The sequence below is a fragment of the Bradyrhizobium canariense genome (assembly GCF_900105125.1).
Taxonomy (GTDB): domain Bacteria; phylum Pseudomonadota; class Alphaproteobacteria; order Rhizobiales; family Xanthobacteraceae; genus Bradyrhizobium; species Bradyrhizobium canariense_A.
On sequence record NZ_LT629750.1, the window covers coordinates 7,386,325 to 7,413,139 of the forward strand.

The following is a 26,815-nucleotide window of genomic DNA, read 5'->3' on the forward strand; positions in this document are numbered from 1 at the left end:
GCCGGATGGACCGTCGTCTCCTTCGCGACGAAGGGCTGGCTCCCCAGACGTTTGATCCAGCGCAACGACACCACCTGCCATACGCATCACTTGAGCAGGTCGTCCGACATCGGCAGCAGAAATAAGTCTCACAAACATGAATCATGCCGCTCGTCATACAGCCGTCAAGTGTTTGCGCCTCGCGCGGATCGTCCTGGTGTGCTTCCTGATCCTGCTTGCCGATTCCGCGGCGCGGGCCCAAACGGGCAGTCTGCTTGGCCAATTTCTCCAACCGGCAACGCTGGTAGACGTCTTTCCCGGGGCTGATCGGGTTGGTCAGCAGGAAGGTGACCCACCAGCGGCCCCGGCATATAAGGGCGATCAGCGATTAGGTTACGTCTATCTGACCTCGGACGTTGTCAACTCAACGGGCTATTCTGGCAAGCCCATCCGCATCCTGATCGGAATCGATCTCAGTGGTCGTATTGTCGGCGCCAAGCTGGTTGAGCATCACGAACCTATCGTGCTGGTCGGAATCCCCGCAGAGAAGCTTGTGGCCTTTATCCAAAGCTATGTCGGGCACAACGCGAGCGACGGGCTGAAACGTCCGGTCGGAAATTCGTCCATCGATATCATTAGTGGCGCGACGGTCACAACGATGGTGATCGGTGACAGCATCACGCGTTCGGCGATACGGATAGCGGAGTCGCGCGGACTCGGTGTGGCCCGGGTTGGTTCAGCGCCGGTTGTCGTTGCCGACAAGCAGATTGATCCCAACAAGCTGACGGTTGAAGATTGGCAAAGTTTGCTTGGCGATGGTTCGATACGTCGCCTGTCGTTGAGCGTCGATGAGATAAACGATGCTTTTGCAAAGTCGGACAACAAGCTCGCTGCGGACCATCCGGATCCAGGCCCTGGCAGTGTTGCTTTCATTGATCTTTACGTCGCGCAAGTCAGCGTACCAAGTATCGGCCGCAGCGTACTTGGCGATGTTGGCTATCAAGCGCTGAAGCAGCGCCTCCAACCCGATCAACAGACGATCCTCATTGCCGGGACAGGGCGATATTCCTTCAAGGGCTCAGGTTACGTGCGTGGAGGTATCTTCGACCGTATCGAGTTGGTTCAGGGTGACAATATCATTCGTTTCCACGACCACGATCACGAGCGTATCGGCGATTTGAGTGCGGCGGGTGCGCCGCCGTTTCCCGAGATCGGCCTGTTTACGGTTCCGGCTGAACAGCATTTCGATCCGACGGCGCCATGGCGGCTCGTGTTGCTCGTTCAACGGGAGATCGGCGCGCGCGACAAGGCGTTTCTGACCTTCGACCTGAGCTACCAGGTGCCTTCGCCATATCTGAACGACAGGCCTGTGCCGGTAACGAAGGCCGCTTCACCGCCGGCTTCGCTGGCGAAGGCGATGCCGCAGCCATCGCCGATTTCGACCCAGGCCCCGGCGAGCGATGTCGCGCCGTTGTGGCAATTCGCCTGGCGGGCGAAGGCGGGCGAGATCGTCATCATGCTTGCGGCGCTCATGGCGCTCACGGCAATCTTCTTCTTTCAAACGGCTCTGGTGAGGCGGCCGTTGCTATATCACCGGCTGCGGTTCTGCTTTCTTGCGTTTACCTTGCTTTGGATCGGCTGGTATGCCGAAGCACAATTATCGATTGTCAATGTGCTGGCATTTTTCAACGCCCTGCGCACGGACTTCCGGTGGGATTACTTCCTGATGGACCCACTGATCTTCATTCTATGGTGCGCGGTGGCGGCCGGCATATTGTTTTGGGGGCGTGGGGCTTTCTGCGGCTGGCTTTGTCCGTTCGGTGCCTTGCAGGAACTGCTGAATGCCATAGCCAAACTTGTGAAAGTTCCTCAGATTTCTGTGCCGTTCGGGCTGCATCAGCGATTGTGGCCGATCAAATATATCGTCTTCCTCGCCTTGTTCGCGTTCTCGCTATACGACCTCTCGTTTGCCGAAGAGGCAGCCGAAGTCGAGCCCTTCAAGACTGCAATCGTGCTTCGCTTCATGCGGGAATGGCCGTTTATTCTCTATGTCCTTGTTTTATTGTCGGCCGGCCTTTTCATCGAGCGTTTTTTTTGTCGTTATCTCTGTCCGCTCGGAGCCGCTTTGGCAATTCCTGGACGAATGCGGATGTTCGACTGGCTTCGTCGCTATCGCGAGTGCGGCAGCTCCTGTCATCGTTGTGCTGTCGAATGCCCGGTTCAAGCGATTCATCCGGAAGGAAACATCAATCCGAACGAATGTATCCAGTGTCTGCATTGTCAGGAACTCTATCATGACGATCATCGCTGTCCGGTGATGATCCAGCTCAGGCTGAAATCAGAACGTCGTGCCGCTGTGATGACCGGTCTGTCGTCGGCGCCCTCAATGATGGGCGATCAGTCCAAACAATAGCGGGTATTGATCCAGCGCAAGGACAATCGCGAGAAACCCGCTACGTAGTAGCGACAGACGGGCTCCGGAAAAAATGGATTATCCGTCCTTGTCTAGTGCCGCTATAGCGAAACTCGGGGATATCAATACGATGCGTGATAACAGCAACGAGCCGCGTACCGAAATAGATCAGCCAGATGCAGCCGCAGATGAATCACATTTGACGGTGCGTCGCCGCAGTCTGCTTATGGGCGGCGCGGCTCTCGTCGGCGCCGGAAGCATGGCGTCGTTTTCTCACGGAGCCCTTGCCCAATCTCGGGGGCAGAGCGTGGAGGTCAGGCCCGGAGATCTCGACGAGTATTACGGCTTCGGCAGCAGCGGTCAGACAGGCGAGGTTCGGATCATCGGGATTCCGTCGATGCGGGAAATCATGCGGATCCCCGTGTTCAACCGCGACAGCGCAACGGGTTGGGGGTTGACCAACGAAAGCCGGAAGATTCTGACCGAAGGCCTTTTGCCGGAAACACGAAAATTCCTGGAGACCCGGGGCGGTTCGTTTGTCAACGGCGATGCGCACCACCCGCATATGTCTTTTACCGATGGCACCTATGACGGTCGCTACATTTTCATCAATGACAAGGCGAACTGTCGCATTGCGCGGATTCGCGCCGACGTCATGAAATGCGACAAGATTATCGAAATCCCGAATGCCTCCGACATTCATGGCTTGCGCCTGCAGAAGTATCCGCGAACGGGTTACGTCTTCGCCAATAGCGAGCATATCATTCCGATACCCAACGATGGTTCGGTGCTCAATGATGACAAGACGAAATATTGGTCAGTCTATACGGCTGTAGATGGCGACACCATGAAGGTGGCGTGGCAGGTGCTGGTGGACGGCAATCTCGACAACACGGACGCCGACTATCAGGGAAAGTATTCTTTCGCAACATGTTACAACTCTGAAAAGGGTTTCGTTCTGGCCGATATGACTTCCGCCGAGCAGGATTGGGTCGTCATCTTCAACATCAAGCGTATCGAAGATGCGGTGAAGAAAGGCGACTACAAGCTGATGGGCGGCGTGCCGGTTGTCGATGGACGGCATGGGTCTCGCTATACGCGCTATGTACCGGTGTCCAACAATCCTCATGGCGTCAATACGGCACCGGACGGCATTCACGTCATCATCAATGGAAAGCTCTCACCCACCGCGACGGTGCTGGACGTTCGGTTGTTCGACGAGCTGTTCAACGACAAATTGAAGCCGCGCGATGTGGTGGTCGCCGAGCCGGAAATTGGGCTCGGACCTCTGCATACAGCTTACGATGGCAAGGGCAACGCCTTTACGACCACCTTTCTCGACAGCCAAGTCGTGATGTGGAATATCGACAAAGCGAAACGGCTCTTTAAGGGTGAGAAGGTTGACCCGATCATCCAGAAACTCGATGTGCACTATCAGCCGGGGCACAACCACACCTCGATGGGCGAGACTAAGGAGGCCGATGGAAAATGGCTGATGTCCCTCAACAAATTTTCCAAAGACAGATTCTTGCCGGTCGGCCCGCTTCATCCGGAAAATGACCAGTTGATCGATATTTCATCGGGGAAGATGTCGCTGGTGCATGATGGCCCGAGTTTCGCCGAGCCGCACGATATCTGCATCGTGCATCGATCGAAAGTGAAGCCGATAACGATCTGGAGGCGCGACGACCCGATGTGGGAGGATGCGCGCGTTCAAGCGGCAAAGGACGGCGTCAAGCTGGAGGAAGCCGCGAACGTTATTCGCGACGGCAACAAGGTGCGTGTCTATATGACGTCGGTCGCGCCGACATACAGCCTCGATAAAATAGAGGTAAAGCAGGGCGACGAAGTCACGATAACGATCACCAATATGGACGACGTTGAGGATCTGACTCACGGATTCACCATCGTGCGCTATGGCGTCATGATGGAGATCTCGCCGCAACAAACCTCGTCAGTCACCTTCATTGCCGATCGGCCGGGCGTGCATTGGTATTATTGCCAATGGTTCTGTCATGCTTTGCACATGGAAATGTCCGGGCGGCTGATCGTTGCTCCGCACAGCGCATGATGCAGGCCTGGCGATATCGGTCCGGGCTGCTTGGAGCATTGCTTCTTCTGCCGGTCGGGCCGGCCTTAGCCAGCAAGGTCGAGGTATCGCCTGGAGATAATCTCCAGGCGGTGATCTCTGCTGCTGCTGCCGGTGACGTGCTGGAGTTGCAGGCGGGTGTCTATGATGGTCCGGTGCACGTCGATCGTCCCCTTACCTTGAAGGGAGGTCCGGGTGTTGTCGTCGATGGCCATGGTCAAGGTCGGACCGTCGAGGTCACCTCACCGAGTGTCATTGTTGATCATCTTGTCGTCCGCAACTCAGGGCGTTCGCTGGACCGCATGGATGCCGGCATTTTTCTTGATCAGGCGGCCGTTAATGCCGTGGTTCGCAATAACACCATGGAGGACAATCTGGTTGGCGTCTATGTGCACGGCGCCCCGGGCGCGCTGGTGCAGGGAAATCGCATATCCGGCTGGATCGCGCCGAATCTCAACGATAGCGGAAACGGCGTCTATGTCTGGAATGCTCCCGGCGCGAAGATCCTGGATAACAACATCACGGGCGGGCGCGACGGAATATTCGTCAATGTCAGTCGGCAAAACGTCTTCAGCGGCAATCAGATGCGTGGAGTTCGCATCGCCATCCACTACATGTATGCCAACAACAGCGAGGTGAGTAACAACGTCTCCATCGGTAATCACGACGGCTACGTCATTATGTTTTCCGATCATTTGACGGTTCGGGACAATGCTTCGTTCGGCGATCGCGATCATGGGATGCTGTTCAATTACGCCAACGATTCCCAGATTGAAGGGAATGCGGTGCGCGGCGGTGATCAATGCGTCTTCATCTATAACGCCAACAAGAATCGCTTTGCGCATAATTGGTTCGAGCGATGCAGTATCGGCGTTCACTTCACGGCGGGTTCCGAGCGAAATGTGATGACGAACAACGCGTTTATCAGCAATCGCACGCAGGTGAAGTACGTCGGGACTCGCAATCTCGAATGGTCGGAGGGTGGCCGCGGTAACTACTGGAGCGACAATCCGGCGTTTGATTTGCGTGGGCACGGTGTGGCCGATCTAGCGTATCGCCCGAACGATCTGGTGGATCAGGTCGTCTGGCGTTATCCGGCGGCTAAGCTTCTCCTGAACAGTCCGGCAGTTCAGGTTCTGCGTTTGGCTCAATCTGCATTTCCGAACTTGCATCCCGGTGGCGTCGTCGACAGCTTTCCTCTGATGAAGCCGCCGGACGTTCCCACGGCGCATTCGAGCGCCTTCGAACGTAGTGATTGAGGCGGACATTATGAGCGGGTTATCTGTTCGCTTCGATGGCGTGTCAAAGCGGTATGGAGAGGTGGTTGCTCTCGACCGCATCGACATGGCGCTTTCGCAAGGAGAGCGCGTGGCGCTGATTGGTCACAATGGCGCGGGCAAGAGCACTTTGATCAAGCTGGCGCTCGGGCTTATCCGGTCAACCGCGGGACGGATTGAGGTGATGGGTGCCGATGTACGGCGCTCCAATTTCGACGCGGTACGCAAGGCCATTGGCTTTCTTCCGGAGAACGTGGTGTTTCCCGCGGCCATCACGGGAGCGGAGGCGTTGTCGTTCTACGCGCGTCTGAAGGGGGGCTCGGAACGGCGCAATGCGGACTTGTTCGAACGAACCGGGTTGGCAGGCGCGGCTCATCGAAGAATTGGAACCTATTCCAAGGGAATGCGGCAACGCCTTGGCCTCGCACAGGCCTTGATAGGCCAACCAAAACTGCTGTTGCTGGATGAGCCGACGTCCGGCCTTGATCCCCAGCTGCGCGAGGAAGTCTACAACATCATGAGCGAGCTTGCGCGCAACGGCGCCGCTATATTGTTGTCCTCACACGCATTGGCGGAGATCGAGAATCGAACGGACCGGATCGTCGCACTGAATCGGGGGCGCAAGATCGCTGATGGAAGTCTGGTCGATCTGCGCCGCATCTCGCAAATTCCGACCTGCATCCGCATTCGGATGCCCGAAGGGCCCCCGTGTCGTTCAACGGCACTATCTACCCTAGGAGAATACAAATTCCTGACCGATGGAACGGTCGAATTCCGTTGTGAGGAAGCGACCAAGGTCGATGTCTTGCGGCGCCTGTTCGCCGCTTCTCTGCCGCTCACCGATCTCGAGGTGGTGTCGCCGACGCTCAGCGAGATTTATGCCGTCATGATGCAGCGCGAGGCCGTGGCATGATCCGGCAGGTTTATATTATAGCAATTCGTGAATTGCGTGACGGGCTTCGGAATCGGCGCGTCCTTGCGACCACCCTTCTGCTGTCGACGCTATCATTGACTCTCGTTCTGCTCGGCAGCACGCCTATCGGATCGGTTGGAGTGGACCCCCTGTCGATTACGGTCGTCAGCTTGTCGAGTCTGACGATTTTTCTCGTGCCGTTGATCGCGTTGCTGATTGCGCATGACGCCATCGCAGGCGAATTCGACCGCGGTACCATGCTCTTGCTGTTGTCTTATCCGGTTCATCGCTGGCAGATCATCGCGGGTAAATTCATCGGTCACGTCGGTATTCTCGGCTTCTCGACATTGGTTGGCTACGGTATCGCGGGGCTCGCCGTAAGTTTTGTCGACTCAGGATCCGAATCGGGGGCCGTCGAGGCCTTTGCCTTGATGCTCGCCACAAGCGTGTTGCTCGGAGCGGCCTTTATCGCGCTCGGCTATCTGGTGAGCGTTCTGACACGCGATCAACGCACGGCTGCCGGTGCAGCGCTTGGTCTGTGGCTGTTCTTCGTCCTCCTCTACGACATGATTCTGCTGGGAGCCCTTGTTGCTGACCAAGGCAGGATGATCACCGTCGGTGCTTTGAATGTTTTCCTGTTGGCAAATCCGGCGGACATTTATCGAATGCTGAATCTGACCGGCTTTTCGAATGTCGGTAGCTTGAGCGGGATGGCGGGGTTGAGCAAGGATGTGGCGCTCGGCAGCCTGACGTTGCTCGGCGCCTTGCTTGTATGGATCGTTATACCGCTGGCCGCAGCCGGCCTGGCATTTTCGCGGAGGCAGGTATGAAGACCTTCCGCTTCCTTGTGCTGATATCGACCCTGATGCTCGCGGCTTGCAATGAATCGGCATCGGTTCCGACCGCGCAGGAGCCGTCGCGGGATACGGTCGCCGAGTTTTGCGGTATGTCGCTGCATGAGCATTCCGGGCCAAAAGCTCAGTTGTTCGTCAGGGACCGTGCGGAGCCTTACTGGTTCGCCTCCGTCCACGACATGTTTGCCTTCACTTTCATACCGGAGAACCAGCATCCGATCGTCGCCATTTATGTCACCGATATGGGGCGTGTACGCAATTGGGATCATCCCGAACCCGGGACATGGGTTGACGCACACAAAGCCTTGTTCGTGATCGAAAGCAATTATCGAAGCGGCATGAATGAAACCGAAGCCGTGCCGTTCGGGGCAGAATCGGATGCGCAAGCTTTCGTCGCACACAATGGGGGCCGCATGGTGCGGTTCGACAATATGCCGATGAGATACATTTTGCCCGACCAATCGTCGGATGTACCGAGTTCTCGTGACCGGACGGGAGGCCAGAATGAATAAATGGATGCCGAACCGTCGAAGGTTTATTCAGATCGTAGCCGCCGCATCGGGAATTGCGTTTCTTCCGCAGACATTGCGTGCCGGATCGGAAGCGGCCGCAGATCTTGACAGAAACATCCATATTTGGAGGGGCGTGGCGTTAGGTGCTGACGCCGAGATCCAACTGCATCATCCCGATGCAGCCGTAGCGAAGCGCCTGATCGCACTGTCCTTGGCGGAAGCTGCACGGCTGGAGCGCATCTTCAGTTTGTATGACGTAAATTCATCGCTGAGCAGGCTCAATCGTTCCGGAGAACTCGATAGTCCGCCGCTGGAATTGGTTGAATTGCTCGGGCTTAGCGCGAACTTCAGCCGGATGACGGGCGGATCGTTCGACGTCACCGTTCAACCGCTTTGGCAGCTGTACGCTGCGCATTTTTCAAATCCTGATGCTGATCCGGCCGGACCTTCTCCCGAGGCGATCAAGAGGACAATTGAGCGCGTTGGGTGTCAATCGATTATGATCGATGAGGATGCCATCCGTTACAGCCGTCGTGGCATGGCCGTCACGCTTAACGGGATCGCGCAGGGCTACTTGACCGATCGGGTCGTCGATCTCCTGCATCGCAATGGTGTCGAGCATTCGCTCGTGGATATGGGGGAAATTCGCGCGATCGGAAATCGGCCTTTCGGCGGCGCTTGGCGTGTCGGACTCGAGGATCCCTCGTCTTTGGGTCAGGTGGCAGAGCAGATCTCTCTCGATAACCAGGCTGTTTCGACATCCGGGGGGTATGGCACCGTGCTGGATCCGGCGGGCCGTTTTAATCACATCTTTGACCCGGGTTCAGGAGGAACGAGTTGGCGCTATCGGAGTGTGTCTGTCGTGGCTGCCACGGCGACGACGGCGGATGCGTTGTCAACGGCGTTTTCTTTGATGCCGATCGAATCCGTCAAACCGATCGTGCGTGAATTGGCGCTGAACGCGTATTTCGTATTGCCGGATGGTCGCAGAGAGGTGCTCGATGCTGCTTCCTGATACTGTTCGGCCAGGCTCGCCCGCGCGAAATGCAGTAATGCTTCCGTGTGGCTGACCATGAAGTGGTGGGTTTCAAGCTTCGTAGGTCTTTCGATAACGATACCGGGGCCGGCCGAATCTGATTTCGCGACATTTTTGCTGTTGTGCGGAAGCGAGGCGCTGGTGCTCGCCCTCCTGATCGGAGGAGGAGTTGCTCTCGCCGCCTTCGTCGGTGATGCGCGTGTCGCGTCAGCCAAAATAATTATTGGAGCGCGGTTGCCGCAGTCGGCTTCGCAATCCCAAAGAGTTCCGCTTACGATTCTCTATGCCAGCGAAAGCGGCAACGCCAGAGGGCTGGCCATTGCTGCTGGTAAAGCTGCAGCGCGGCTGGGCCTTGAGCCGCACGTGGTGGACATGGCGAACATCAAGGTCGCCGAAGCGGCAAAGACGAAACATCTACTGGTGATTGCGAGCACGTGGGGAGAGGGTGAACCGCCGCAGCGAGCGACAGACTTCTACGATTCGCTGATGGCACCCACGGCGCCGCGATTTGACGGTGTCCGATATGCCGTGCTGGCGCTTGGCGACCGTGCCTATGCCAGCCTCGACAATTTCTGTCGAACAGGTCGGTCCTTGGACGCGCGTCTGGCCGAATTGGGCGGCATGCGGCTGGCCGACCGAAGCGATTGTGACGCCGATTATGAGGTACAGGCGGGAAGCTGGATCCGTTCGCGGCTGGCAGAGCTGACGTCCTCTGACGTTCAGGTAGAGGTCGCGCCCTATCTTGCGGATTCCAAGCCGGTCGGTCGCGCTTATCCGTTCGAAGCCGAGATCAGGGAGAAGGTTAACCTCAACGGCAGCCATTCCACCGTCTGCACGTACCAGATTACGCTGGCGCTGGACGAGTCCGGCATTCTCTATGAACCCGGCGACTCGATAGGCATCCTTCCAAGGAATGATCCAGAACTCATCGAGGAGATGTTGAATGTCGTGGGTATTTCCGCGAATCCAGCCTTACGCGAGGCAATGCGGACATACTACGATATCACCGCGCTGACAGTTCCTCAAATTGAGGCATACGCCAGGCTAAGCGGAGACCAGGCGCTGGCAACACTTGCTGCCGATGAGGAGCGGGCCGCCGAATTCCTGTCCGGAGGTCGGCAGTTAATCGACCTCCTGACGGCCGCCCCGCGCAAATTGAATTCAGAGCAATTTACTGGCCTTCTCCGCCGTTTGCAGCCGAGGCTTTACTCGATCGCATCCAGCAGCAAGGCAACACCCGGACAGGTGGATTTGCTGATCGCGGCCGTGGATTACCAGGCGTATGGCCGCAGGCGCAAAGGTGTCGCTTCGATGGACGTCGCTGAACGTTGCCGTGTCGGCGATCGATTGCGTATCTATCTCCACTCCAATCCTTACTTTCGCTTACCGTCGGATCCGTCGCGCAGCATCATTATGATCGGACCGGGAACCGGCGTCGCGCCGTTCCGCGCCTTCATGCAGGAGCGGGACGCGACCGGAGCCAGAGGCAAGAATTGGCTGTTTTTCGGCAACCAGCATCGCGCTGATGACTTCCTTTACGAATCGGAATGGACGGCCCTGCAAAGGCGCGGGGTACTAAGCCGGCTCGACGTCGCCTTCTCGCGAGACCAGCCTCAGAAAATCTACGTTCAGGACCGAATGTGGGAGGCTCGCCGCGATCTCTACGCATGGGTGCAAGAGGGGGCTGCGATCTACGTTTGCGGCAATGCTCATGGGATGGCACCCGACGTCAATGGCATGTTGCTGAAAATCGCCATCGACCAGGGCAAGCTCGACGACGCCGGCGCACAGGCGTGGCTGGATAATCTGCGCCGCGAAGCGCGTTATCTCCGCGACGTGTACTAGGCCTGGGCTCCGGAATGCCCGGTCGTATTTCGCCACCCTGGTGGAAACCAGCAATCGTTCCTGCAAAGCGTCGGCTTCGAGTTTGATCTGGCGCAACGATCAGAAATTCAGCGAGGCTATTACTCAAGTCGGTCACGCAAGGCACCGCGTTGCGATCATGCCGAACTCAGGAAAAGAAGGATTCTTTAGATGGTTGTATCGAAATTGGGGGCTGCTGTTTTGGCGGCGCTCGCCCTAACTGGTGCCGCAAGCCATGCTGCCGAGTTCGAAATGAATACGTTGAACATGAACGCGCATGGGATGTTCCAGTTCGAGCCAAATCTGCTTCGGATCCAGCCGGGCGACGCCGTTCACTTCATCGCCAAGGATAAAGGACATGACGTCGTGTCGATACCCGGCATGATTCCCGACGGGGCGGAGCCCTTCAAGGGCGAAATGAACAAAGATCTCACGGTTACGTTTTCGAAACCGGGTGTCTATGGCGTTGAATGCCAGCCGCACTATGGGATGGGGATGGTTGCTCTAATTGTCGTGGGTGATCCGGCATCCAATCTGGCGAAAGCTCAGGCCGTTTCGCAGCCCGGGAAAGCGAAGCCGGCATTTGCCAAATTGTTCGAAGAGATTGCCAAATAGAGATGGCTGCCCATCATGAGATGTCGCCGGAGTGTAGCGGTATCGTTCGCGCGAGATGTTCCAGGAGTTCGCGATGTGTGTTTCCGGCGTGCCGCTGCTCGCGAACATGACGGAGTTCGGGAAGACGCTGTTTTTCACTGCGTCCGGGTTCGGGGCCATGGGTTACCGCCGGGTGATTATGCGATTGTCTCCGACATAATCCATTCCGACGCAACCAAGCCGGCCCAACCGATCCGCACCCGCAAGGGTCTCGCCGGTCGAGGTCGTGCAGGCGCGCGTCTCTCGCCGGTGAAAACACCTAATCGGGAAGCAATCGCTTCTTATACGCGGAGGAGTCCATGTCGCGAATATCGACGCTCAGGCTTTTTGTTCGAGGCAGCATCTTCGACAAACTCGTGCGCAAGCTCTCGCTCAATTTCAGCTTTTGCTCTGGCGTACGTCCCTCCAGTAGAAAGACGGAGACATGGCAGAAGCCATCTCGAATTCCAGCAACCAAATAATCGTCGTATGAGATCGCTCTGATTTTGATGTCCGGCGCCTGCACCACGCCGGTCGACGCTGCCGCGGCGTGCAAGGCCCGCATAACCTCCGTCACATCGAAGCGCTCATGTCCGTCGGCAGAATATTCGATCACCAGATGCGGCATGGCGTTGCTCGTCGTTGCTATGCAATCTGAGTTGCGGTCACAGCAGCTGCGACTTTACGGAATCGGCCGCCTCTCTCAGAAGCGGCAGAAAGCGGTCGATCATTTCGCCGGTCGAGACACGGTCGACATGGGCACCCATGTTGATGGCGGCGGCGATGGTGCCGTCGTAACGTCGGATAGGCACGGCGATTGAACGGAAGCCGGGTTCGGCTTCGCGGTCCACCAGGGAATAGCCTTTCTCGCGATCGGTGATGATGGTCGCGAGCAGCAGCACCTTGTCGGTGACGGTGTACGGCGTCATCGGCGTCAGATTGGCGGCATGGATGGCCGCTTCAAGCTCGACGTTCGAGAACTTGCCGAGCATGACGCGGCCGACTGAGCTGCAAAACGCCGGCAGCCGATAGCCGAGGTCGATGCCGGACGAGAACACCCGGGCCGGACTGCTGCGGGCGATGAAGATGACCTCGTCGCCATCGAGGATCGCCAGCGAGCTGATCTCCCTGGCAGCGCTCGACAACCGGTCGAGCACGGGCTGCAGGATCGTCACGACCTGGTTGGACGACAGATACGACCCCGCCAGCGCCAGCACGCGCGGCGTCAATGTGAACAGCTTGCCGTCGCTGGCGACATAGCCGGCCCGCTCCAGCGTGAACAAGATGCGGCGCGCGGTGGCGCGCGGCAGGTCGGCGGCCTTGGCGAGGTCGCTCAGCGTCATCGGCCGCGCATCGGCGCCGAACAGCTCGAACACCCGCAGGCCCCGGTCGAGGCTTTCGATGAAGTCGGTGCCGCCGCGCTCTTCGCCGTCAACGCGTTTCAGCTTCGGCATGATCAGCCCCTTGCACGGTTCAACCGACCGCTTCCATTTTCTTCAAATCGAACGACCCGTCGGCAGCCTGCTCCGGCGTCGGCGACAGCGACGCCGCAATTAGGCGGCGCGCAATCATCTGGTCGCCGGGCCGGTTGATGCTGTCCACCGCCATCAGTTTCGGGCCGCGGTAGTAGAAGACAGAGAACCGGCCATCGTCGATGGCGCCGCGAATGACCGCCGTATCATTCGGCGCGGAGAGGCCGACGATCTGCAGCTTGACGTCATACTGGTCCGACCAGAAGCGCGGCACGCTCACATAAGGTTCGGGCTTGCCGGCAATCGCCGCGCCAGCCGCGTTGCCTTGGTCGGTGGCGTTCTGCACCGATTCCAGCCGTACCCTGCGGCCGGCAAAGATGCTGTGGTGGTTGCTGCAATCGCCGGCGGCAAAGATGTTGGGCACGCCGGTCCGACCGAACTCATCGACGTCGACGCCGTTGGCGCAGCCGATGCCGGCGGCGGAGGCCAGTTCGTCATTGGCGATGCCGCCGATCCCGGCGACGACCAGGTCACCGCGCACGCGCGCTGCGTCCGAACAGATCACGTCATGGACGGCGCTCGTACCTTCAATCCCGACCACGCTCTGGTTGAAGCGGATATCGACGCCATGAGCGAGGTGGATATTGAGCAGGAATTGAGAGATCAATGGCGACACCGCGCGCTCCAGCAGCCGCGAGGCGGCTTCGATCAGCACCACCTTCTTGCCGGCCTTGGCCGCGGTGGCCGCGACTTCCAGGCCGATAAATCCGCCGCCGATGATGACGATCTCGTTCGCTGCTTCCAGTCGCGGCTTCAGGTTAACCGCGTCATCGAGCGTGCGCAGATAGACGATGCCGTCGCGCGCATGGCCGGGCACGGTGAGCTGCCGCGCCCGCGAGCCGGTGGCGATCAGCAGTTGATCGAAAGCGAACGGGTCGCCGCCCTGCAGTTCGACGCGGCCGGCGTCGCGGTCGAGGCTGACAGCGCGATGGCCGAGCACCAGTTCGATGCCCCGCGCCTTGAAGTAGTCGTCGCCGCGCAGGATCAGGTTGCTGTGGGCGACGCTGCCCGACAGGAAACCCTTCGACAGCGGCGGCCGTTGATAGGGCAAGTGGGTCTCGTCGGCGACGATACGGATTGGCGCCTGATAGCCCTTTTCGCGCGCGCTGATGCCGGCCTGTACCCCCGCGTAGGAGGCGCCGATGATCACAAGGCCGCTCATCGTCGTGGGCTTTCGCTAGCGCTGGCGGAAAAATGGAAGGTCAGGGGCATCGTACGCTCCTAGATATGCCGTATATCGAACATGTGTTCGATAACTGCAAGTCGATGCTTTGGGCGGAATAACATTTGGCGACGTGAACTTTGCCCACAATCGCAGCATACGCTGCTGTAAAAATCTCCTTGCTTAGAATTAATCCAGTACTAAAATCGACCATAAGTTCAATAGACGAACAAATTGCTTCGCCCTCGCGGGCCCAGGCTTCGTCGCATCAGCTCCTTTGAAGAGGTCCTTGCCCATGATGAGCCAAGAGCAAAATGAGCTGATCACCCGGGTCGGACCGAAGGCGCCCGCCGGCAAGTTGATGCGGATGTACTGGCAGCCCGCGGGGCTGGTCGATGAACTCGCCGGCGACCGGCCGATCAAGCCGGTCAAGCTGCTCGGCGAAGATTTTGTCCTGTTCCGCGACGAGGAAGGCCGCTACGGCCTGCTCGACCGCGACTGCCCGCATCGCGGTGCCGATCTCGCCTTCGGCCGCCTCGAAGGCGGCGGCGTGCGCTGCGCTTTCCATGGCTGGCTGTTCGACGTCAACGGCAAGTGCCTGGAGACCCCTGCCGAACCGGCATCTTCAAAACTTTGCGCCGGCATCAAGCAGCGCGCTTATCCGGTAATGCAAAGGGGCGGCATGCTGTGGGCGTATCTGGGTGAAGGCGAGCCGCCGGCGTTCCCGGAACTGGATTGCTTCGCCGCGCCCGCCGCCTACACCTTCGCCTTCAAGGGTCTGTTCGAGTGCAACTGGCTGCAGGCGATGGAGGTCGGCATCGATCCCGCTCACGCCTCGTTCCTGCATCGCTTCTTCGAGGACGAGGATACGTCCGCGGCCTATGGCAAGCAGTTCCGCGGCGCTTCCGCGGGCAGTGAAATGCCGATGACGAAGATTTTGCGCGAATATGATCGCCCGATCATCAATGTCGAGAGCACCGAATACGGCCTGCGACTGATCGCGCTGCGCCAGCTCGATGACGAGCGCACCCATGTGCGCGTAACCAATCAGCTGTTCCCGCATGGTTTCGTGATTCCCATGAGCACGGAAATGACCATCACCCAGTGGCACGTGCCGGTCGATGACGAAAACTGCTACTGGTATGCGATCTTCACCAGCTACACCAAGCCGGTGGACAAGGAGAAGATGCTGGCGCAGCGGCTCGAACTCTACGAGTTGCCGCACTACACCTCGCGCAAGAACCGCAGCAACGACTACGGCTTCGATCCGCACGAGCAGGCGCGCGAGACCTATACCGGCATGGGCGCCGACATCAACGTGCACGACCAGTGGGCGGTGGAATCCATGGGCAAGATCCAGGACCGTACCCGCGAACATCTTGGCTCCTCCGACAAGGCCATCATAGCCTACCGAAAACTGCTGCGGCAGGAGATCGAGAAGGTGGCCGGCGGCCAGAAGCCGATGATGTTCCTCGATGCCGACAATGCGCGCAGCATCCAGGGCCCCGGCACCATGGACGGCATTGGCCCGACGCGGGGCTGGGAAACCTACTGGATGGAAGTCGACGTCGCGCGCCGCCGTGGCGCGCCCTGGGCCGCGCCGGCGTCGAACGAAACCTCCGCCACCGTGACGCACCTGTCGGCCGCCGAGTGATCGTTCTTCGTCAAAATCTTTCGGGGAGAGTGCGTTGAGTTTCGTCGAACGCCACGGCCTGTGGTCCGCAGAACAGAAGGACGCCGCCGTCAGGCTTCGACGCCTCGTCGAGGAGCAGAAGCTTGAAGTGATCCGGCTGTCGTTTCCGGATCAGCACGGCATCCTGCGCGGCAAGACGTTGATCGCCAGCGAGGCGCTGCGCTGCCTCGAAAGCGGATGCACCATCACCACCACGATGTTCGCCAAGGATACCTCGCACAAGACGGTGTTTCCAGTGTTCACCGCCGGCGGCGGTTTCGGCATTCCGGAGATGCAGGGTGCCGCCGACGTCCTGATGATCCCCGATCCCAGCACGTTCCGCGTATTGCCCTGGGTGCCGGGCACCGGCTGGTTGTTATGCGATGTGCATTTCGCCGATGGTCGCCCGGTGCCGTTCGCCACCCGCAATCTCTACAAGGGCGTGCTCGCCGATCTCGGCAAGCGCGGTTATGATTTCGTCGCGGGCCTCGAAGTCGAGTGCCACATCTTCAAGCTCGAAGAAACGCGGATGGCGCCGGAAGACGCCGGCCAGCCTGGCCGTCCGCCAGAGGTCAGCCTGTTGTCGCACGGCTACCAGTACCTCACCGAGCAGCGCTACGACCAAATGGAGCCGGTGCTCGAATTCATCCGCCGCGACGTGCTGGCGCTTGGCCTACCGCTGCGCTCCGTCGAGGTGGAATACGGTCCGAGCCAGTGCGAATTCACCTTCCAGCCCACCGTCGGCCTGATGCCGGCGGATAGCATGGTGCTGTTTCGCAGCGCCGTGAAGCAAATCTGCCATCGCCGCGGCTATCACGCCACCTTCATGTGCCGGCCGAAGATTCCCAACGTGGTGTCGTCGGGCTGGCATCTGCACCAGTCGATCGTGTCGCGCGCCACCGGCAAGAACGCCTTCATGTCGGAAGATAAAAACGAGATGCTGTCGCCGTTCGGCCGCTTCTATCTTGCGGGCCTCCTTGCGCACGCCCGCGCCGCCACCGTATTCACCACGCCGACCATCAATGGCTACAAACGCTATCGCTCCTATTCGCTGGCGCCGGATCGCGCGATCTGGGGCCGTGACAACCGCGGCGCGATGATCCGCCTGCTCGGCGGTCCCGGCGATTCCGCGACGCGCCTTGAAAACCGCGTCGGCGAGCCCGCCGCCAATCCCTACCTCTACATGTCATCGCAGATTCTTGCCGGCCTCGATGGCGTCGATCGGGCGCTGGATCCTGGCCCGTCGGCGGATACGCCTTACGAGAGCAACGCCCCGCTGTTGCCAAAATCGCTGCGCGAGGCGGTGTTCGCGCTGAAGGAAGATCCTTTCTTCCGCGACGCCATGGGCTCGACCATGGTCGACTATTACACCCACATCAAACTCGCCGAGATCGAGCGTTTCCAGGCGGAAGTCTCCGACTGGGAGCAGCGCGAATACTTCGAAATGTTCTGACGCGCCTTCAATCTTTAGTGCAGTCATCGGGCGACCCGGCGACGTCGAAAGTTCTGCTCTGGCATGTGATCTGCATAACAAACAGCGGCACCTCGCTCTGACGAGAAACTTCAGAAGTATGTGACCGCCCGACAGGAGCACGTGAGTGACTAGATCATTGTTGTCCATATTGTCCGGACTGCGCTTCGCCGACTATGTTTCGCACGACGCACTCGGTCTGGCCGGCCTGGTACGCAGCGGCGAGACATCAGCCGACGAGTTGCTCGACATCGCGCTCGACCGCATCGACACCGTCAATTCGGCGATCAACGCTGTGGTTGACGTTTTCGCCGACACAGCGCGCGCTCAGATCGCGCAGGGATTGCCGGATGGTCCGTTCACCGGTGTGCCGTTCCTGCTGAAGGACCTGTTCATCGATCTTGCCGGAACGACCACGACGAGTGGCGCGGTGTTCCTGAAAGACACGATGGCGAAGCGCGATAGCACCGTCGCGGAGCGCTACAGGAATGCCGGGCTGGTGATCTTCGGCAAGACACACAGCTGTGAGTTCGGCGGTTCGCCGACCACCGAGAGTCAGCTCTACGGCGTCACGCGCAATCCATGGAATCTGGGCTACAGCGCCGGCGGCTCCAGCGGCGGATCGTCCGCCGCCATTGCCGCGGGTATTCTGCCGGCGGCCAATGGCAGCGACGCCGGCGGTTCGATCCGTTCGCCCGCCGCCACCTGCGGCCTGTTCGGCCTGAAGCCGACCCGCGGTCGCGCTCCGCTCGGCCCGGCGCGCTTCGATGGCGGCGGTGGCATTGCCACGGTTCATGCGCTGACCCGCTCGGTGCGCGACAGCGCCGCGTTGCTCGATGCAGTGGCCGGTCCTGAACCTGGCGCATCCTATGCCAGCCCGGTGCAAAGCCGGCCATTTCTCGACGAGGTGCAGCAGCAGCCGAAGCGTCTGCGCATCGCGGTGATGCCGCAGTCGCTGTTCGGCGACGAGGTGGCGCCGGATTGTCTCACCGCCGTCGCCGATGCCGCAGCCTTGTGCGCCTCGCTCGGCCATATCGTGGAAGAAGCCGCTCCTGATGTTGATGCCGAGCTTTATCTGCGGACGCGCCAGGTGATGAAGGGCGCCGCCGCCGCCACCGGCATTCACGCCGCCGAGCGCGGCCTCGGCCGCAAGGCCACCGATAAGGATTTCGAGCAGGCCACCTGGGAAGCCTATCGCTACGGCCTGACGGTCACCGGCGAGGATGTGATGCGTGCGCGCGAGGCGATGTTCGCGCTGCACCAGCAGGTCGCGCAGTTCATGACGACCTACGATATGATTCTGTCGCCGACCACTGCGTTGGGTCCGTTCATGGTCGGCACCATGGGCCCCGAATACGCAGATGACATTGCCGGTACTTTGCGGCGCCGGGCGTCCGCCTTCACCGCGCTCGCCAACATGACCGGACAGCCGGCGATGTCGGTGCCGCTATTCTGGGACGCCGCCAACATGCCGGTCGGCGTGCAGTTCTGGGGCCGCTTCGCCGAAGAGGCGACACTGTTTCAACTCGCCGGCCAGCTGGAGCGCGCGCGCCCGTGGTTCAAGCGGTTGCCGTCAATGACGCTGGAGGCCGCACGATGACGGCAACGGCAGGCTATCTCAGTATTCGCGACGTAAACAAGGTCTATGGCGGACAGCACGGCGAGACCACCACGGCACTGAAGAGTATCTCGCTCGAGGTGAAGCAGGGCGAATTTCTCGCCATCCTCGGCCCGTCCGGTTGCGGCAAGTCGACCTTGCTGCAGATCGTCGCCGGCCTGATCGACGGCACCGCCGGCGAGGTGGTGCTGAACGGCAGCCCGGTGACGGCTCCGCCGCCTGAAATGGTCTATCTGTTCCAGCAATACAGCAAGTCGCTGCTGCCCTGGCGCACGGTGGAGCAGAACGTCGCGCTGGTGTTCGAATCGAAGGGCATGAAGAAGCGCGACATCGCCGCGCGCTGCGGCGAATATCTCGGCATGGTCGGACTGGCCAGCTTCCGAAAACACTATCCGTGGCAGCTTTCCGGCGGCATGCAGCAGCGCGTCGCCATTGCCCGCGCGCTCGCCGCGCAGCCGCGCGTGCTGCTGCTCGACGAACCGTTCAGCGCGGTCGATGCGTTGACCCGGATCGAATTGCAATCGCTGGTGCTCGACCTGTGGGCGCGCCAGGGCCTGACCATTCTGCTGATCACCCACGACGTCGACGAGGCCGTGTTCATGGCCGACCGCATCGCCGTGCTGTCGTCGCGCCCGTCCACCGTGGAGATGGTGGTGGATACCGAGCTGCCGCGGCCGCGTGACGCCATGGGCACGCGCGAACTGCCGCGCTTCCTGCAGCTGCGCCACGAGCTGGTCACGCATCTGCTGCAACGCCAGAATGCGGGGCGCGTCGATGCCTGAACTCGGCCGCAAGGGATTCGGGCTGCTGTCGATCCTCGGCATGCTGCTGCTGTGGGAGCTGATCTGCCGCGCCGGGCTGGTCAACCTGTCGCTGCTGCCGCCGCCGTCGCAGATCGCGCCGGCTCTGTGGAAGATCCTCGCGTCAGGCAGCTTCCTGGTGCCGCTCGGCCAGACCCTGGGCATGCTGCTGATCGGCTACACCATCGCCTGCGTGGCCGGCGTCGCGCTCGGCCTGCTGATGGGCTGCAGCGACTATCTCTACGGCCTGCTTGAGCCGCTGGTCGAGGTAATCCGGCCGATCCCGAAACCGGCGCTGATTCCAGCGATGGTGGTGTTCCTCGGTATCGGCGCCGGTATGAAGATCACCATGGTGGCGGTGGCGGCGTTGTTTCCGGTGTTGATCAACACGCTGCAGGGCGTCCGCGGCGTCGATCCGGTGCTGCTCGCGACCGCGCGCACGCTCGGTTGCTCGCGCTTAGAAACTATCCGCAAGATCATTCTGCCGGCGTCGTTGCCGATGATTCTCACAGGCATGCGCGTCAGCCTCAGCATGGGCCTCGTGCTGGTGATCCTCGCCGAGATGCTGGCCGCCGAAAGCGGCATCGGCTTCCTGATTCTGGACCTGCAGCGCTCGTTCCAGGTGCGGCCGATGTATGCCTGGATCGCGATCCTGGCGGTCGTCGGCCTGCTGCTGAATGTGCTGTTCGAAATGGTGGAAGACCGCGCCGTGCCGTGGCGCGCGAAATGAGCGCATGACGTTTTCGCGCAGTGATCGATATCTCAAAGGAGGGTTTGCATGTTTTCAATGAAACATTTCAGCCGCGTCGTGCTGACTGCCGCCTTCGCGGCCCTCGCGACGGCTGCATCCGCGCAGACCGTCCGCGTCAACTACATCCCGATCACTGACGTGACGCCTTTGTTCGTCGCCATCGACAAGGGTTACTTCGCGGCCGAGGGCCTGACCATCGTGCCGACGCCGTCGACCGGGGGTGCCGCCGGCGTGCCAGGCCTGATGGCCGGCGCGTTCGATGTGATGTACGGCAATGTAGTCTCCACCATGCTGGCGCAGCAGCAGGGTTTCAAACTGGAGGTCATCGCCGCCGGCACCAAGCAGTTCGATAATCCGGTCAATACCAACGGTCTGGTGGCTCGGCAGGGCGATTCGATCAAGACCGGCAAGGATCTTGAAGGCAAGACCGTCGCGGTCAATACCCGCAACGGCATCATCTGGCTGTTCGCGCGCGCCTGGATCGCCAAGAGCGGCGGCGACCCCAGCAAGGTGACCTTCAAGGAAGTGCCGTTCCCGCAGATGCTCGACGCGTTGCGCGGCAAGCAGATCGACGCCGCCTTCATGGTCAACCCGTTCTTCAACGCGGCGGTGACCGACGCCAAGGATTTCCAGCTCGTCGCCGCGCCCTATCGCGAGGTGCAGCCGGACGTCGAGGTCGGACATTACATTTCTACCCAGGACTACTTCGCCAAGAACAAGGAGACGCTGGCCAAGTATGGTCGCGCCTTTCGCAAGGGGGTGCAGTGGTACAACGCCAATCTTAGGGATCCTGATCTGGTGCGTATCATCTCGGGCTTCACCAAGATGCAGCCCGAACTGGTGGCGAAACTGGATCTGCAGCGGCTGCCCGAGGTGGTCAATCTCGGTTCGGTGGCAACCACCGTCAAGCTGATGAAGGATAACGGGATGATCACCGGCGATATCGATCTCGCCGCCATGACCGATCCGGATGCGCTGAAATGAGCATCACGGCGTCGCTCACGCCTGGCGAACTGACGGCGAAAGCACCGGTGCGGCGCAAGCTGTTCGGCGATCTCGCGCGCACCAGGCTGAGCGGCGCCATTCTGATCGCGTTGTTGCTGCTGCTCTGGGAAGTGTCCGCCGCCCGCGGCTGGATCGTTAGCGACAACTGGCCGCGCTTCAGCGCGGTGCTGGTCGCGGCGTATCGCGGCCTGCTATCGGGCGAACTCGCAGAAATTCTCGGCGCGACGTTGTACCGGATGCTGGCCGGCTACGCCGTCGGCTGCATTCTCGGCGTGCTGTTCGGTCTGCTCCTTGGCAGCAACCGCATTCTGGACTGGACGATCCGACCGCTGATCGAGATCCAGCGCACGCTGCCGTCGCCGGCGATCATCCCGCCGCTGATCCTGTTTCTGGGCGTCGACGATACGCTGAAGATCTTCATCATCATGCTGGCGGTGTTTCCGCCGGTGTTCGTCAACACCTATGGCGGCGTGCGCGGCCTCGACGAGACCCTGCTGCTGACGGCCAGGACCTTCGGCCTCAGCCGGCTCGACACCCTGCGCAAGATCGTGTTGCCAGCCACGCTGCCGGCGATGACCGCCGGCATGCGGATCGCGCTGTCATTGGCGCTGATCATGGCGGTCATCGGCGAGATGATTTCCGGCGCCAGCGGCGTCGGCAATTATCTGATGTCGATGCAGTATGCCATGCGCGCAGATTCCATGTATGCCGCGGTGATCTGCCTGGCGGCTGCGGGCTATGTTCTCAACCGCATCTTTCTCGTGCTGGAGCGCGCCGTCCTGCACTGGCATCACTCGACGCGGTTGGAATGAACCTGGGAGCCTTTGGGACAATGGCTTCACCACATCCGCGATGCCGGCATCCGCAGCGCCCTCGAACTAACGGTCCGCGAACTGGATCAGCTCCGACGAGAGACAGACCGCGTTGGCTCTCCATGTGTAGCAGCGTAGTGCAACCTTCGTATGCGACGAGAACCGCGGATCCACGATCGAAGCGTTGCGGGGCCAGGCGTGTGTCCCAATGGCAAGGTACTCACGACGTAAGCACGATGTCACTTCGCTAGAGAAATGGCCCCTTCGACCGCGTGCGCGGCGCCGATCAGGGCTTCGGCCACTTCGCTCTCGCGTCGGGGATTGAGCCGGTTGCGGATGGTCGAGAGCGTGATCGCTGCAGCGGGCTGGCCATCTGGCCCCCTGATCCAGGCTGAGAGCGATTTCGTACCCTGCACCAGGCCGATGTCGCGCAAGCCATAACCCCGGCGCCGCGCCGCCTGAATCTGTTCGAGCACTATCGGCATGGTGGTACGATAGGCTTCGAACCTCACCTGATTGGCGGCGACGATCTTGCGCGCGTCCGGCGCCGGCACCGCGGCAAGAATGGCGACGCCGGCGCTGCTCACGCCCAATGGACGCCGCGCGCCGACTTCGATCGACAGCACCTGGATCGGATAGGCGCCGATGCGGCGCGCCACGCACAGTGTGTCCAACCCGGTACGCACCGTTAGAAACAAGGTATCGCCGAGCTGCTGCGACACCTTCAGCAGATGGGGCTCGGCCGCGACCAGCAGCGGCGTGCGCGATTGCCGGGCCAGCGCCAATTCGGGGACCTGTCGGCCGATGGCGTAGCGCCCGCTCTTGTCGTTGCGTTCCACGATGCCTTCCTCGATCAGCACATGCACGATGCGATGCACGGTGGGGCGGGTGAGGGCCGTGGATTGCACAACCTCCGAAAGCCGCACGCCTTCTTCACGGCCCGCGGCAAGAATACGCAACACAGACAGCGCCCGCCGGATCGCCTGCGCACCTTGCCGCGGTTCCTGCCTGCCATCACCCGTCATTGTGTTGCCTTTGGGCTGTCCACATTGTGGACATAAACACCATAATTCCGTCGACACAAGAAGGGTCGGGAGCAAAGGTTCGCCTTACAGGTGGGCTGCGGCTCGCACCAAAAAATAAGTGGCGGAGAAAAAGGCTCCAGCCACCCGGTTCCGGGAGGATGCGATGAGATTTTTCGCGATCGCGTGGGCTGCGGTCACGGCGCTGGTCACCACGCAGGCGGCGGCCCAGCGGTGGCCGCCGCGCATCATCGCCAACAAGCCTCACACATTATTTGTCGGTGCCAACGGACCGCTGCTGTTCGCCCCTGAAATCGCCAGGCACGACCCCTACAGCTTGAAGCGGGACTTCGTCCCCATCACGTCGATCTCGATGGCGCCGCTGGTGCTCGGCTTTATGCGGGGTATCCAGGTCCTGACGGCATTACCGCAAGTAAAGGCGCGGATTACTGGAACAAGTCCGGCCATGACGTAGGGCGCGATGCCAGCCGTTGCCCGGCAACGAGAGCTCAAGAAGCTGCGAGGACTTTGAATGCGGATCGATCCGTCAGATCTCAGCGCCGAACATGCCTACCGGCTGATCACCGGCATCGTGGTGCCGCGTCCCATCGCTTGGGTAACCAGCGTCTCCGGCAGCGGCGTCGTCAATCTTGCGCCGTTCAGCGCCTTTACCTTCGTGTCACCGAAGCCGCCGATGCTGGCGATCAGCGTTGGCCGCAAGGCTGGGATCTACAAGGATACCGCGCACAACATTCTCAACAACGAAGAGTACGTTGTTCACATCGCCGACAACACGCTGATGACGGCGGTGCACGAAAGTTCTGTCGAACATCCACCCGAAATCAGCGAGGTCGAGGAACTGAAGCTCAAAACGCTGCCGAGCGAGCGCATCGCCGTGCCGCGACTGGCCGCGGCTCCGATCGCGATGGAGTGTCGCTTCCGGCAATGCCTCGAATTCGGCGATACCCGCAGCCGGCTGATCGTCGGCGAGGTGCTGGTGTTCCATATCCGCGACGGTCTCGTGAACAACGGCAAGATCGAGACCGAAGCGCTCGATCCGATCGCCCGCATCGGCGGACCCCGTTATGCGCGGCTCGGCGAAATCGTCACCCTGAAATCCGTGTTCCAGACGTCAAAATCACCGTCCTGAAAAATCTCCAGGGAAACGATGCGCCCATGACCCGACCGACCATGACGATGATATCGCCCGACGCATCCGGTTATACGCGCGGCGAACGCGCCGCCATCATTTTCTCCTGTATGCTCGGCTTCGCGCTCGATCTTTACGACGTGCTGATCATGCCGTTCCTCATGGGCTCGATCCAGAAGTCGCTTCAGATATCGCTGGCGCAGGTAGCGAGCGTCACGAGCCTGACCCTGATCGGCTCGGTGATCGGCGGCGCGCTGTTCGGCTGGCTTGGCGATCGCATGGGCCGCAAGCAGGCGCTGCAATTGACCTTGGGTGTATTCGCCGCCGGCTCGATCGCCTCGGCGTTCGCGTGGGATCACTGGAGCCTTGCGGTGCTTCGCTTCATCACCGGCATCGGCCTCGGCGGCGAGTGGGGCGCCGGCATGGTGCTGTTCAATGAGGCCTGGAACAAGGAGCGGCGCGGGCTCGGCAGCGCGTTCATTCAGGGCAGCGCGGTGATCGCGAGCGCCAGTGCGTCGATCGTCGGCGTCTGGGCCACCACGTCGTTCAGCCTCGAATGGGGCTGGCGGATCGCGCTGCTCACCGGCGGCACGCCGATTCTGCTGATGATCTTCATCCGCCTGTTCATGCCGGAATCGAAAGCCTGGCTGCAGTTCGACCGTCAGCGCGTGAGCGGGCTGGTTCCGGCCGCGGCCAAAACCACTAACACGCTGGTGGCGATGTTCCGGGGCCGGCTGTTCGCGGTATCGATCGTGTGCCTGGTCTGGATGATGGCTTACATGTTCTGCTACTACGGCGTCGTGGTGTTCATGCCGACGCTGATGCAGCGCTCACTCGACACGCCGCCGGAAATCGTCCGCAATATTTCCATTATCGCCTCGGTGGTCGGCGGGCTCTCGTATCTCAGCATGGGCGCGCTCAACGACGCGTTAGGCCGCAGATACGGCGCGCTGGTGCCGGGCCTCGCCTGGGGCGCCATGGCCTGCGGTCTCTATCTCTTCGCGCATGATAAATATCAGGGCAGCATCGTCGGCTTCCCGATGTTCTGGACCTACATCGCGTTCGTGATCGGCAACTCGGCGCTCGGCGTCGTCGGCACCTGGCTGTCGGAGATCTATCCGATCGAGGTGCGCGCCACCGCGGTGTCGGTCGTCTACATGGCCGGCCGCGGCATCGGCAGCTTTGCACCGGTGGTGGTGCCGATCGCGGCGGCCGCGTTCGGCGGTGAACTCGCCATGGGCATGATGGTGGTGGCGCCCGCCATCGTGTTGTTCCTGGCCATGACGCTGTCGCTGCCAGAAACCCGCAGGCGCACAGCGACTGACGCAAAACCTTTACCTCACCAGCATGCCGTCTGACGCGGCGATGATCCGGAGATTTGTCTGATGCGCCTTTTGAGTTATCTCGTGAACGGAACGCCGTGCTACGGCGTGGTCGCCGGTGGCGGCGTGGTCGATCTGACGAGGCGGATAGGATCGACGTTCCCCGATTTGCGTAGGCTCATCGCCGGCGACGGACTTGACGTCGCGCGCGCTGCCATCGCCGGGCAAAAGCCCGACCATGCGCTTGACGGCCTCGTGCTGGTTCCGCCGGTCCCGGCACCGGAAAAGCTCTGGTGTATCGGCGTCAACTACAACGACCGCAACGCCGAGTACAAGGACAATTCGGAGCTGCCGAAATATCCCAGCCTGTTCGTTCGCAACGCCTCCTCGGTGGTCGGGTCGGGACAGCCGATCGAAAAGCCCAAGGTCTCCGAGCAATTCGACTACGAAGGCGAACTCGTCATCGTCATCGGCAAGGAGGGCCGCCATATTCCGCGCGAGCAGGCGTGGGACCACATCTTCGGCATGACGCTGTGCAATGAAGGCAGCGTGCGCGACTGGCTGCACCACGGCAAGTTCAACGTGACGCAGGGCAAGAATTTCGACCGCTCGGGCAGTGTCGGTCCGTGGATCGTCACCGCGGACGAATGCAATCCGCGCGCGCCGCACGACATCCTGACCCGCGTCAACGGCGAATTGCGCCAACAGGATTCCACCGAGCGGCTGATGTTCCCGTTTGATTTTCTGATCGCCTACCTCTCCACCTTTGCCACCCTGAAACCCGGCGATGTAATCGTGACCGGCACGCCCACCGGCGCCGGCGCTCGGTTCGATCCGCCGCGCTGGCTGAAGCCAGGCGATGTGGTCGAAGTGGAGTCCTCCAAGATCGGTATCCTTCGCAACACCGTCGTCGCCGAGAAGTAACCATC

At 60.6% G+C, this 26,815-nt stretch carries 24 protein-coding genes and 1 pseudogene; 21 read left to right on the forward strand and 4 right to left on the reverse strand.

The annotated features are described in order from the left end of the window. Positions 1–136: 136 nt before the first annotated feature. The 10 genes and pseudogenes from BLV09_RS34875 to BLV09_RS38365 form a co-directional block, all read left to right on the forward strand. Positions 137–2,392: a NosR/NirI family protein gene (locus BLV09_RS34875; protein WP_146690645.1), complete on the forward strand. Its 2,256-nt coding sequence runs from the start codon at positions 137–139 to the stop codon at positions 2,390–2,392. A 226-nt stretch (positions 2,393–2,618) separates the two neighbouring features. Continuing rightward, positions 2,619–4,463, forward strand: a complete 1,845-nt coding sequence (gene nosZ / locus BLV09_RS34880; protein WP_244549235.1) for a TAT-dependent nitrous-oxide reductase — start codon at positions 2,619–2,621, stop codon at positions 4,461–4,463. Then, positions 4,460–5,740: a nitrous oxide reductase family maturation protein NosD gene (locus BLV09_RS34885; RefSeq protein WP_244548899.1), complete on the forward strand. Its 1,281-nt coding sequence runs from the start codon at positions 4,460–4,462 to the stop codon at positions 5,738–5,740. Before nosZ ends, BLV09_RS34885 begins: the two co-directional genes overlap by 4 nt. Before the next feature lie 10 nt (positions 5,741–5,750). Next, the gene (locus BLV09_RS34890) at positions 5,751–6,671 is read left to right on the forward strand and encodes an ABC transporter ATP-binding protein (protein ID WP_146690646.1); all 921 of its coding nucleotides are present in this window, start codon (positions 5,751–5,753) and stop codon (positions 6,669–6,671) included. Then, positions 6,671–7,501, forward strand: a complete 831-nt coding sequence (locus BLV09_RS34895) for an ABC transporter permease (protein ID WP_146691437.1) — start codon at positions 6,671–6,673, stop codon at positions 7,499–7,501. The genes BLV09_RS34890 and BLV09_RS34895 overlap by 1 nt, the downstream gene beginning before the upstream one ends. Continuing rightward, positions 7,498–8,037 (forward strand): nitrous oxide reductase accessory protein NosL, encoded by a 540-nt coding sequence (locus BLV09_RS34900; RefSeq protein ID WP_146690647.1) that lies wholly within the window; start codon positions 7,498–7,500, stop codon positions 8,035–8,037. Before BLV09_RS34895 ends, BLV09_RS34900 begins: the two co-directional genes overlap by 4 nt. Then, on the forward strand, positions 8,030–9,052 hold the full coding sequence (locus tag BLV09_RS34905) for an FAD:protein FMN transferase (protein ID WP_197685009.1): 1,023 nt from the start codon (positions 8,030–8,032) through the stop codon (positions 9,050–9,052). Before BLV09_RS34900 ends, BLV09_RS34905 begins: the two co-directional genes overlap by 8 nt. Before the next feature lie 57 nt (positions 9,053–9,109). Beyond that, a complete protein-coding gene (locus BLV09_RS34910) occupies positions 9,110–10,918 on the forward strand; it encodes a diflavin oxidoreductase (RefSeq protein ID WP_146690648.1) in 1,809 nt (602 codons plus the stop codon). Positions 10,919–11,107: 189 nt separating this feature from the next. Next, on the forward strand, positions 11,108–11,551 hold the full coding sequence (locus BLV09_RS34915) for a pseudoazurin (protein ID WP_146690649.1): 444 nt from the start codon (positions 11,108–11,110) through the stop codon (positions 11,549–11,551). Between the two features lie 46 nt (positions 11,552–11,597). Further along, positions 11,598–11,741 (forward strand): annotated as a pseudogene (locus BLV09_RS38365) (methylisocitrate lyase); the annotation flags it as partial. Between the two features lie 108 nt (positions 11,742–11,849). Here the strand turns inward: BLV09_RS38365 and BLV09_RS34925 are convergent. The 3 genes from BLV09_RS34925 to BLV09_RS34935 are packed head-to-tail and all read right to left on the reverse strand — an operon-like array spanning position 11,850 to position 14,263. Then, entirely contained in the window at positions 11,850–12,197 is a 348-nt protein-coding gene (locus BLV09_RS34925) for a 5-carboxymethyl-2-hydroxymuconate Delta-isomerase (protein ID WP_146690650.1), read from the reverse strand. 37 nt (positions 12,198–12,234) lie between these two features. Beyond that, the gene (locus BLV09_RS34930) at positions 12,235–13,023 is read right to left on the reverse strand and encodes an IclR family transcriptional regulator domain-containing protein (protein ID WP_146690651.1); all 789 of its coding nucleotides are present in this window, start codon (positions 13,021–13,023) and stop codon (positions 12,235–12,237) included. Between the two features lie 19 nt (positions 13,024–13,042). After that, positions 13,043–14,263, reverse strand: coding sequence for an NAD(P)/FAD-dependent oxidoreductase (locus tag BLV09_RS34935; RefSeq protein ID WP_146690652.1), 1,221 nt, complete (start codon positions 14,261–14,263; stop codon positions 13,043–13,045). Positions 14,264–14,558: 295 nt separating this feature from the next. Between BLV09_RS34935 and BLV09_RS34940 the strand changes: the two genes are divergently transcribed. The 7 genes from BLV09_RS34940 to BLV09_RS34970 all read left to right on the forward strand — a co-directional run bounded on the left by BLV09_RS34940 (position 14,559) and on the right by BLV09_RS34970 (position 22,392). Next, positions 14,559–15,917 carry an aromatic ring-hydroxylating dioxygenase subunit alpha gene (locus tag BLV09_RS34940; protein ID WP_146690653.1) on the forward strand — a complete coding sequence of 453 codons (1,359 nt, stop codon included), beginning with the start codon at positions 14,559–14,561 and terminating at the stop codon, positions 15,915–15,917. A gap of 34 nt (positions 15,918–15,951) precedes the next feature. Continuing rightward, positions 15,952–17,388 carry a glutamine synthetase family protein gene (locus BLV09_RS34945; protein ID WP_146690654.1) on the forward strand — a complete coding sequence of 479 codons (1,437 nt, stop codon included), beginning with the start codon at positions 15,952–15,954 and terminating at the stop codon, positions 17,386–17,388. Between the two features lie 145 nt (positions 17,389–17,533). Beyond that, positions 17,534–19,006, forward strand: coding sequence for an amidase (locus tag BLV09_RS34950; RefSeq protein ID WP_244548900.1), 1,473 nt, complete (start codon positions 17,534–17,536; stop codon positions 19,004–19,006). Then, positions 19,003–19,806 carry an ABC transporter ATP-binding protein gene (locus BLV09_RS34955; protein WP_146690655.1) on the forward strand — a complete coding sequence of 268 codons (804 nt, stop codon included), beginning with the start codon at positions 19,003–19,005 and terminating at the stop codon, positions 19,804–19,806. Before BLV09_RS34950 ends, BLV09_RS34955 begins: the two co-directional genes overlap by 4 nt. Beyond that, the gene (locus tag BLV09_RS34960) at positions 19,799–20,554 is read left to right on the forward strand and encodes an ABC transporter permease (protein WP_167558991.1); all 756 of its coding nucleotides are present in this window, start codon (positions 19,799–19,801) and stop codon (positions 20,552–20,554) included. The genes BLV09_RS34955 and BLV09_RS34960 overlap by 8 nt, the downstream gene beginning before the upstream one ends. 48 nt (positions 20,555–20,602) lie before the next feature. Then, positions 20,603–21,559 (forward strand): ABC transporter substrate-binding protein, encoded by a 957-nt coding sequence (locus BLV09_RS34965; protein ID WP_146690657.1) that lies wholly within the window; start codon positions 20,603–20,605, stop codon positions 21,557–21,559. Further along, positions 21,556–22,392: an ABC transporter permease gene (locus BLV09_RS34970; RefSeq protein ID WP_146690658.1), complete on the forward strand. Its 837-nt coding sequence runs from the start codon at positions 21,556–21,558 to the stop codon at positions 22,390–22,392. Before BLV09_RS34965 ends, BLV09_RS34970 begins: the two co-directional genes overlap by 4 nt. A 239-nt stretch (positions 22,393–22,631) precedes the next feature. On the opposite strand, the gene BLV09_RS34975 is transcribed toward BLV09_RS34970, so the two are convergent. After that, the gene (locus BLV09_RS34975; RefSeq protein ID WP_146690659.1) at positions 22,632–23,417 is read right to left on the reverse strand and encodes an IclR family transcriptional regulator; all 786 of its coding nucleotides are present in this window, start codon (positions 23,415–23,417) and stop codon (positions 22,632–22,634) included. Positions 23,418–23,580: 163 nt separating this feature from the next. Between BLV09_RS34975 and BLV09_RS34980 the strand changes: the two genes are divergently transcribed. Genes BLV09_RS34980 through BLV09_RS34995 form a run of 4 tightly spaced genes read left to right on the forward strand, consistent with a single transcriptional unit; the run spans position 23,581 to position 26,810 of the window. Next, on the forward strand, positions 23,581–23,889 hold the full coding sequence (locus BLV09_RS34980; RefSeq protein WP_146690660.1) for a hypothetical protein: 309 nt from the start codon (positions 23,581–23,583) through the stop codon (positions 23,887–23,889). 57 nt (positions 23,890–23,946) lie between these two features. Next, positions 23,947–24,564, forward strand: a complete 618-nt coding sequence (locus tag BLV09_RS34985; RefSeq protein WP_146690661.1) for a flavin reductase family protein — start codon at positions 23,947–23,949, stop codon at positions 24,562–24,564. A 26-nt stretch (positions 24,565–24,590) separates the two neighbouring features. After that, positions 24,591–25,922, forward strand: coding sequence for an MFS transporter (locus BLV09_RS34990; protein WP_146690662.1), 1,332 nt, complete (start codon positions 24,591–24,593; stop codon positions 25,920–25,922). A 27-nt stretch (positions 25,923–25,949) separates the two neighbouring features. Next, entirely contained in the window at positions 25,950–26,810 is an 861-nt protein-coding gene (locus BLV09_RS34995; RefSeq protein WP_146690663.1) for a fumarylacetoacetate hydrolase family protein, read from the forward strand. Positions 26,811–26,815: the final 5 nt, after the last annotated feature.

What these genes read in the sequence shown, in the direction of transcription:
- BLV09_RS34875 (WP_146690645.1), top strand. Translation starts at nt 137, where the DNA reads ATGAATCATGCCGCTCGTCATACAGCCGTCAAGTGTTTGCGCCTCGCG.
- nosZ (WP_244549235.1), top strand. Translation starts at nt 2,619, where the DNA reads ATGGGCGGCGCGGCTCTCGTCGGCGCCGGAAGCATGGCGTCGTTTTCT.
- BLV09_RS34885 (WP_244548899.1), top strand. Translation starts at nt 4,460, where the DNA reads ATGATGCAGGCCTGGCGATATCGGTCCGGGCTGCTTGGAGCATTGCTT.
- BLV09_RS34890 (WP_146690646.1), top strand. Translation starts at nt 5,751, where the DNA reads ATGAGCGGGTTATCTGTTCGCTTCGATGGCGTGTCAAAGCGGTATGGA.
- BLV09_RS34900 (WP_146690647.1), top strand. Translation starts at nt 7,498, where the DNA reads ATGAAGACCTTCCGCTTCCTTGTGCTGATATCGACCCTGATGCTCGCG.
- BLV09_RS34905 (WP_197685009.1), top strand. Translation starts at nt 8,030, where the DNA reads ATGAATAAATGGATGCCGAACCGTCGAAGGTTTATTCAGATCGTAGCC.
- BLV09_RS34910 (WP_146690648.1), top strand. Translation starts at nt 9,110, where the DNA reads ATGAAGTGGTGGGTTTCAAGCTTCGTAGGTCTTTCGATAACGATACCG.
- BLV09_RS34915 (WP_146690649.1), top strand. Translation starts at nt 11,108, where the DNA reads ATGGTTGTATCGAAATTGGGGGCTGCTGTTTTGGCGGCGCTCGCCCTA.
- BLV09_RS34925 (WP_146690650.1), bottom strand. Translation starts at nt 12,197, where the DNA reads ATGCCGCATCTGGTGATCGAATATTCTGCCGACGGACATGAGCGCTTC.
- BLV09_RS34930 (WP_146690651.1), bottom strand. Translation starts at nt 13,023, where the DNA reads ATGCCGAAGCTGAAACGCGTTGACGGCGAAGAGCGCGGCGGCACCGAC.
- BLV09_RS34935 (WP_146690652.1), bottom strand. Translation starts at nt 14,263, where the DNA reads ATGAGCGGCCTTGTGATCATCGGCGCCTCCTACGCGGGGGTACAGGCC.
- BLV09_RS34940 (WP_146690653.1), top strand. Translation starts at nt 14,559, where the DNA reads ATGATGAGCCAAGAGCAAAATGAGCTGATCACCCGGGTCGGACCGAAG.
- BLV09_RS34955 (WP_146690655.1), top strand. Translation starts at nt 19,003, where the DNA reads ATGACGGCAACGGCAGGCTATCTCAGTATTCGCGACGTAAACAAGGTC.
- BLV09_RS34960 (WP_167558991.1), top strand. Translation starts at nt 19,799, where the DNA reads ATGCCTGAACTCGGCCGCAAGGGATTCGGGCTGCTGTCGATCCTCGGC.
- BLV09_RS34965 (WP_146690657.1), top strand. Translation starts at nt 20,603, where the DNA reads ATGTTTTCAATGAAACATTTCAGCCGCGTCGTGCTGACTGCCGCCTTC.
- BLV09_RS34970 (WP_146690658.1), top strand. Translation starts at nt 21,556, where the DNA reads ATGAGCATCACGGCGTCGCTCACGCCTGGCGAACTGACGGCGAAAGCA.
- BLV09_RS34975 (WP_146690659.1), bottom strand. Translation starts at nt 23,417, where the DNA reads ATGACGGGTGATGGCAGGCAGGAACCGCGGCAAGGTGCGCAGGCGATC.
- BLV09_RS34980 (WP_146690660.1), top strand. Translation starts at nt 23,581, where the DNA reads ATGAGATTTTTCGCGATCGCGTGGGCTGCGGTCACGGCGCTGGTCACC.
- BLV09_RS34985 (WP_146690661.1), top strand. Translation starts at nt 23,947, where the DNA reads ATGCGGATCGATCCGTCAGATCTCAGCGCCGAACATGCCTACCGGCTG.
- BLV09_RS34990 (WP_146690662.1), top strand. Translation starts at nt 24,591, where the DNA reads ATGACCCGACCGACCATGACGATGATATCGCCCGACGCATCCGGTTAT.
- BLV09_RS34995 (WP_146690663.1), top strand. Translation starts at nt 25,950, where the DNA reads ATGCGCCTTTTGAGTTATCTCGTGAACGGAACGCCGTGCTACGGCGTG.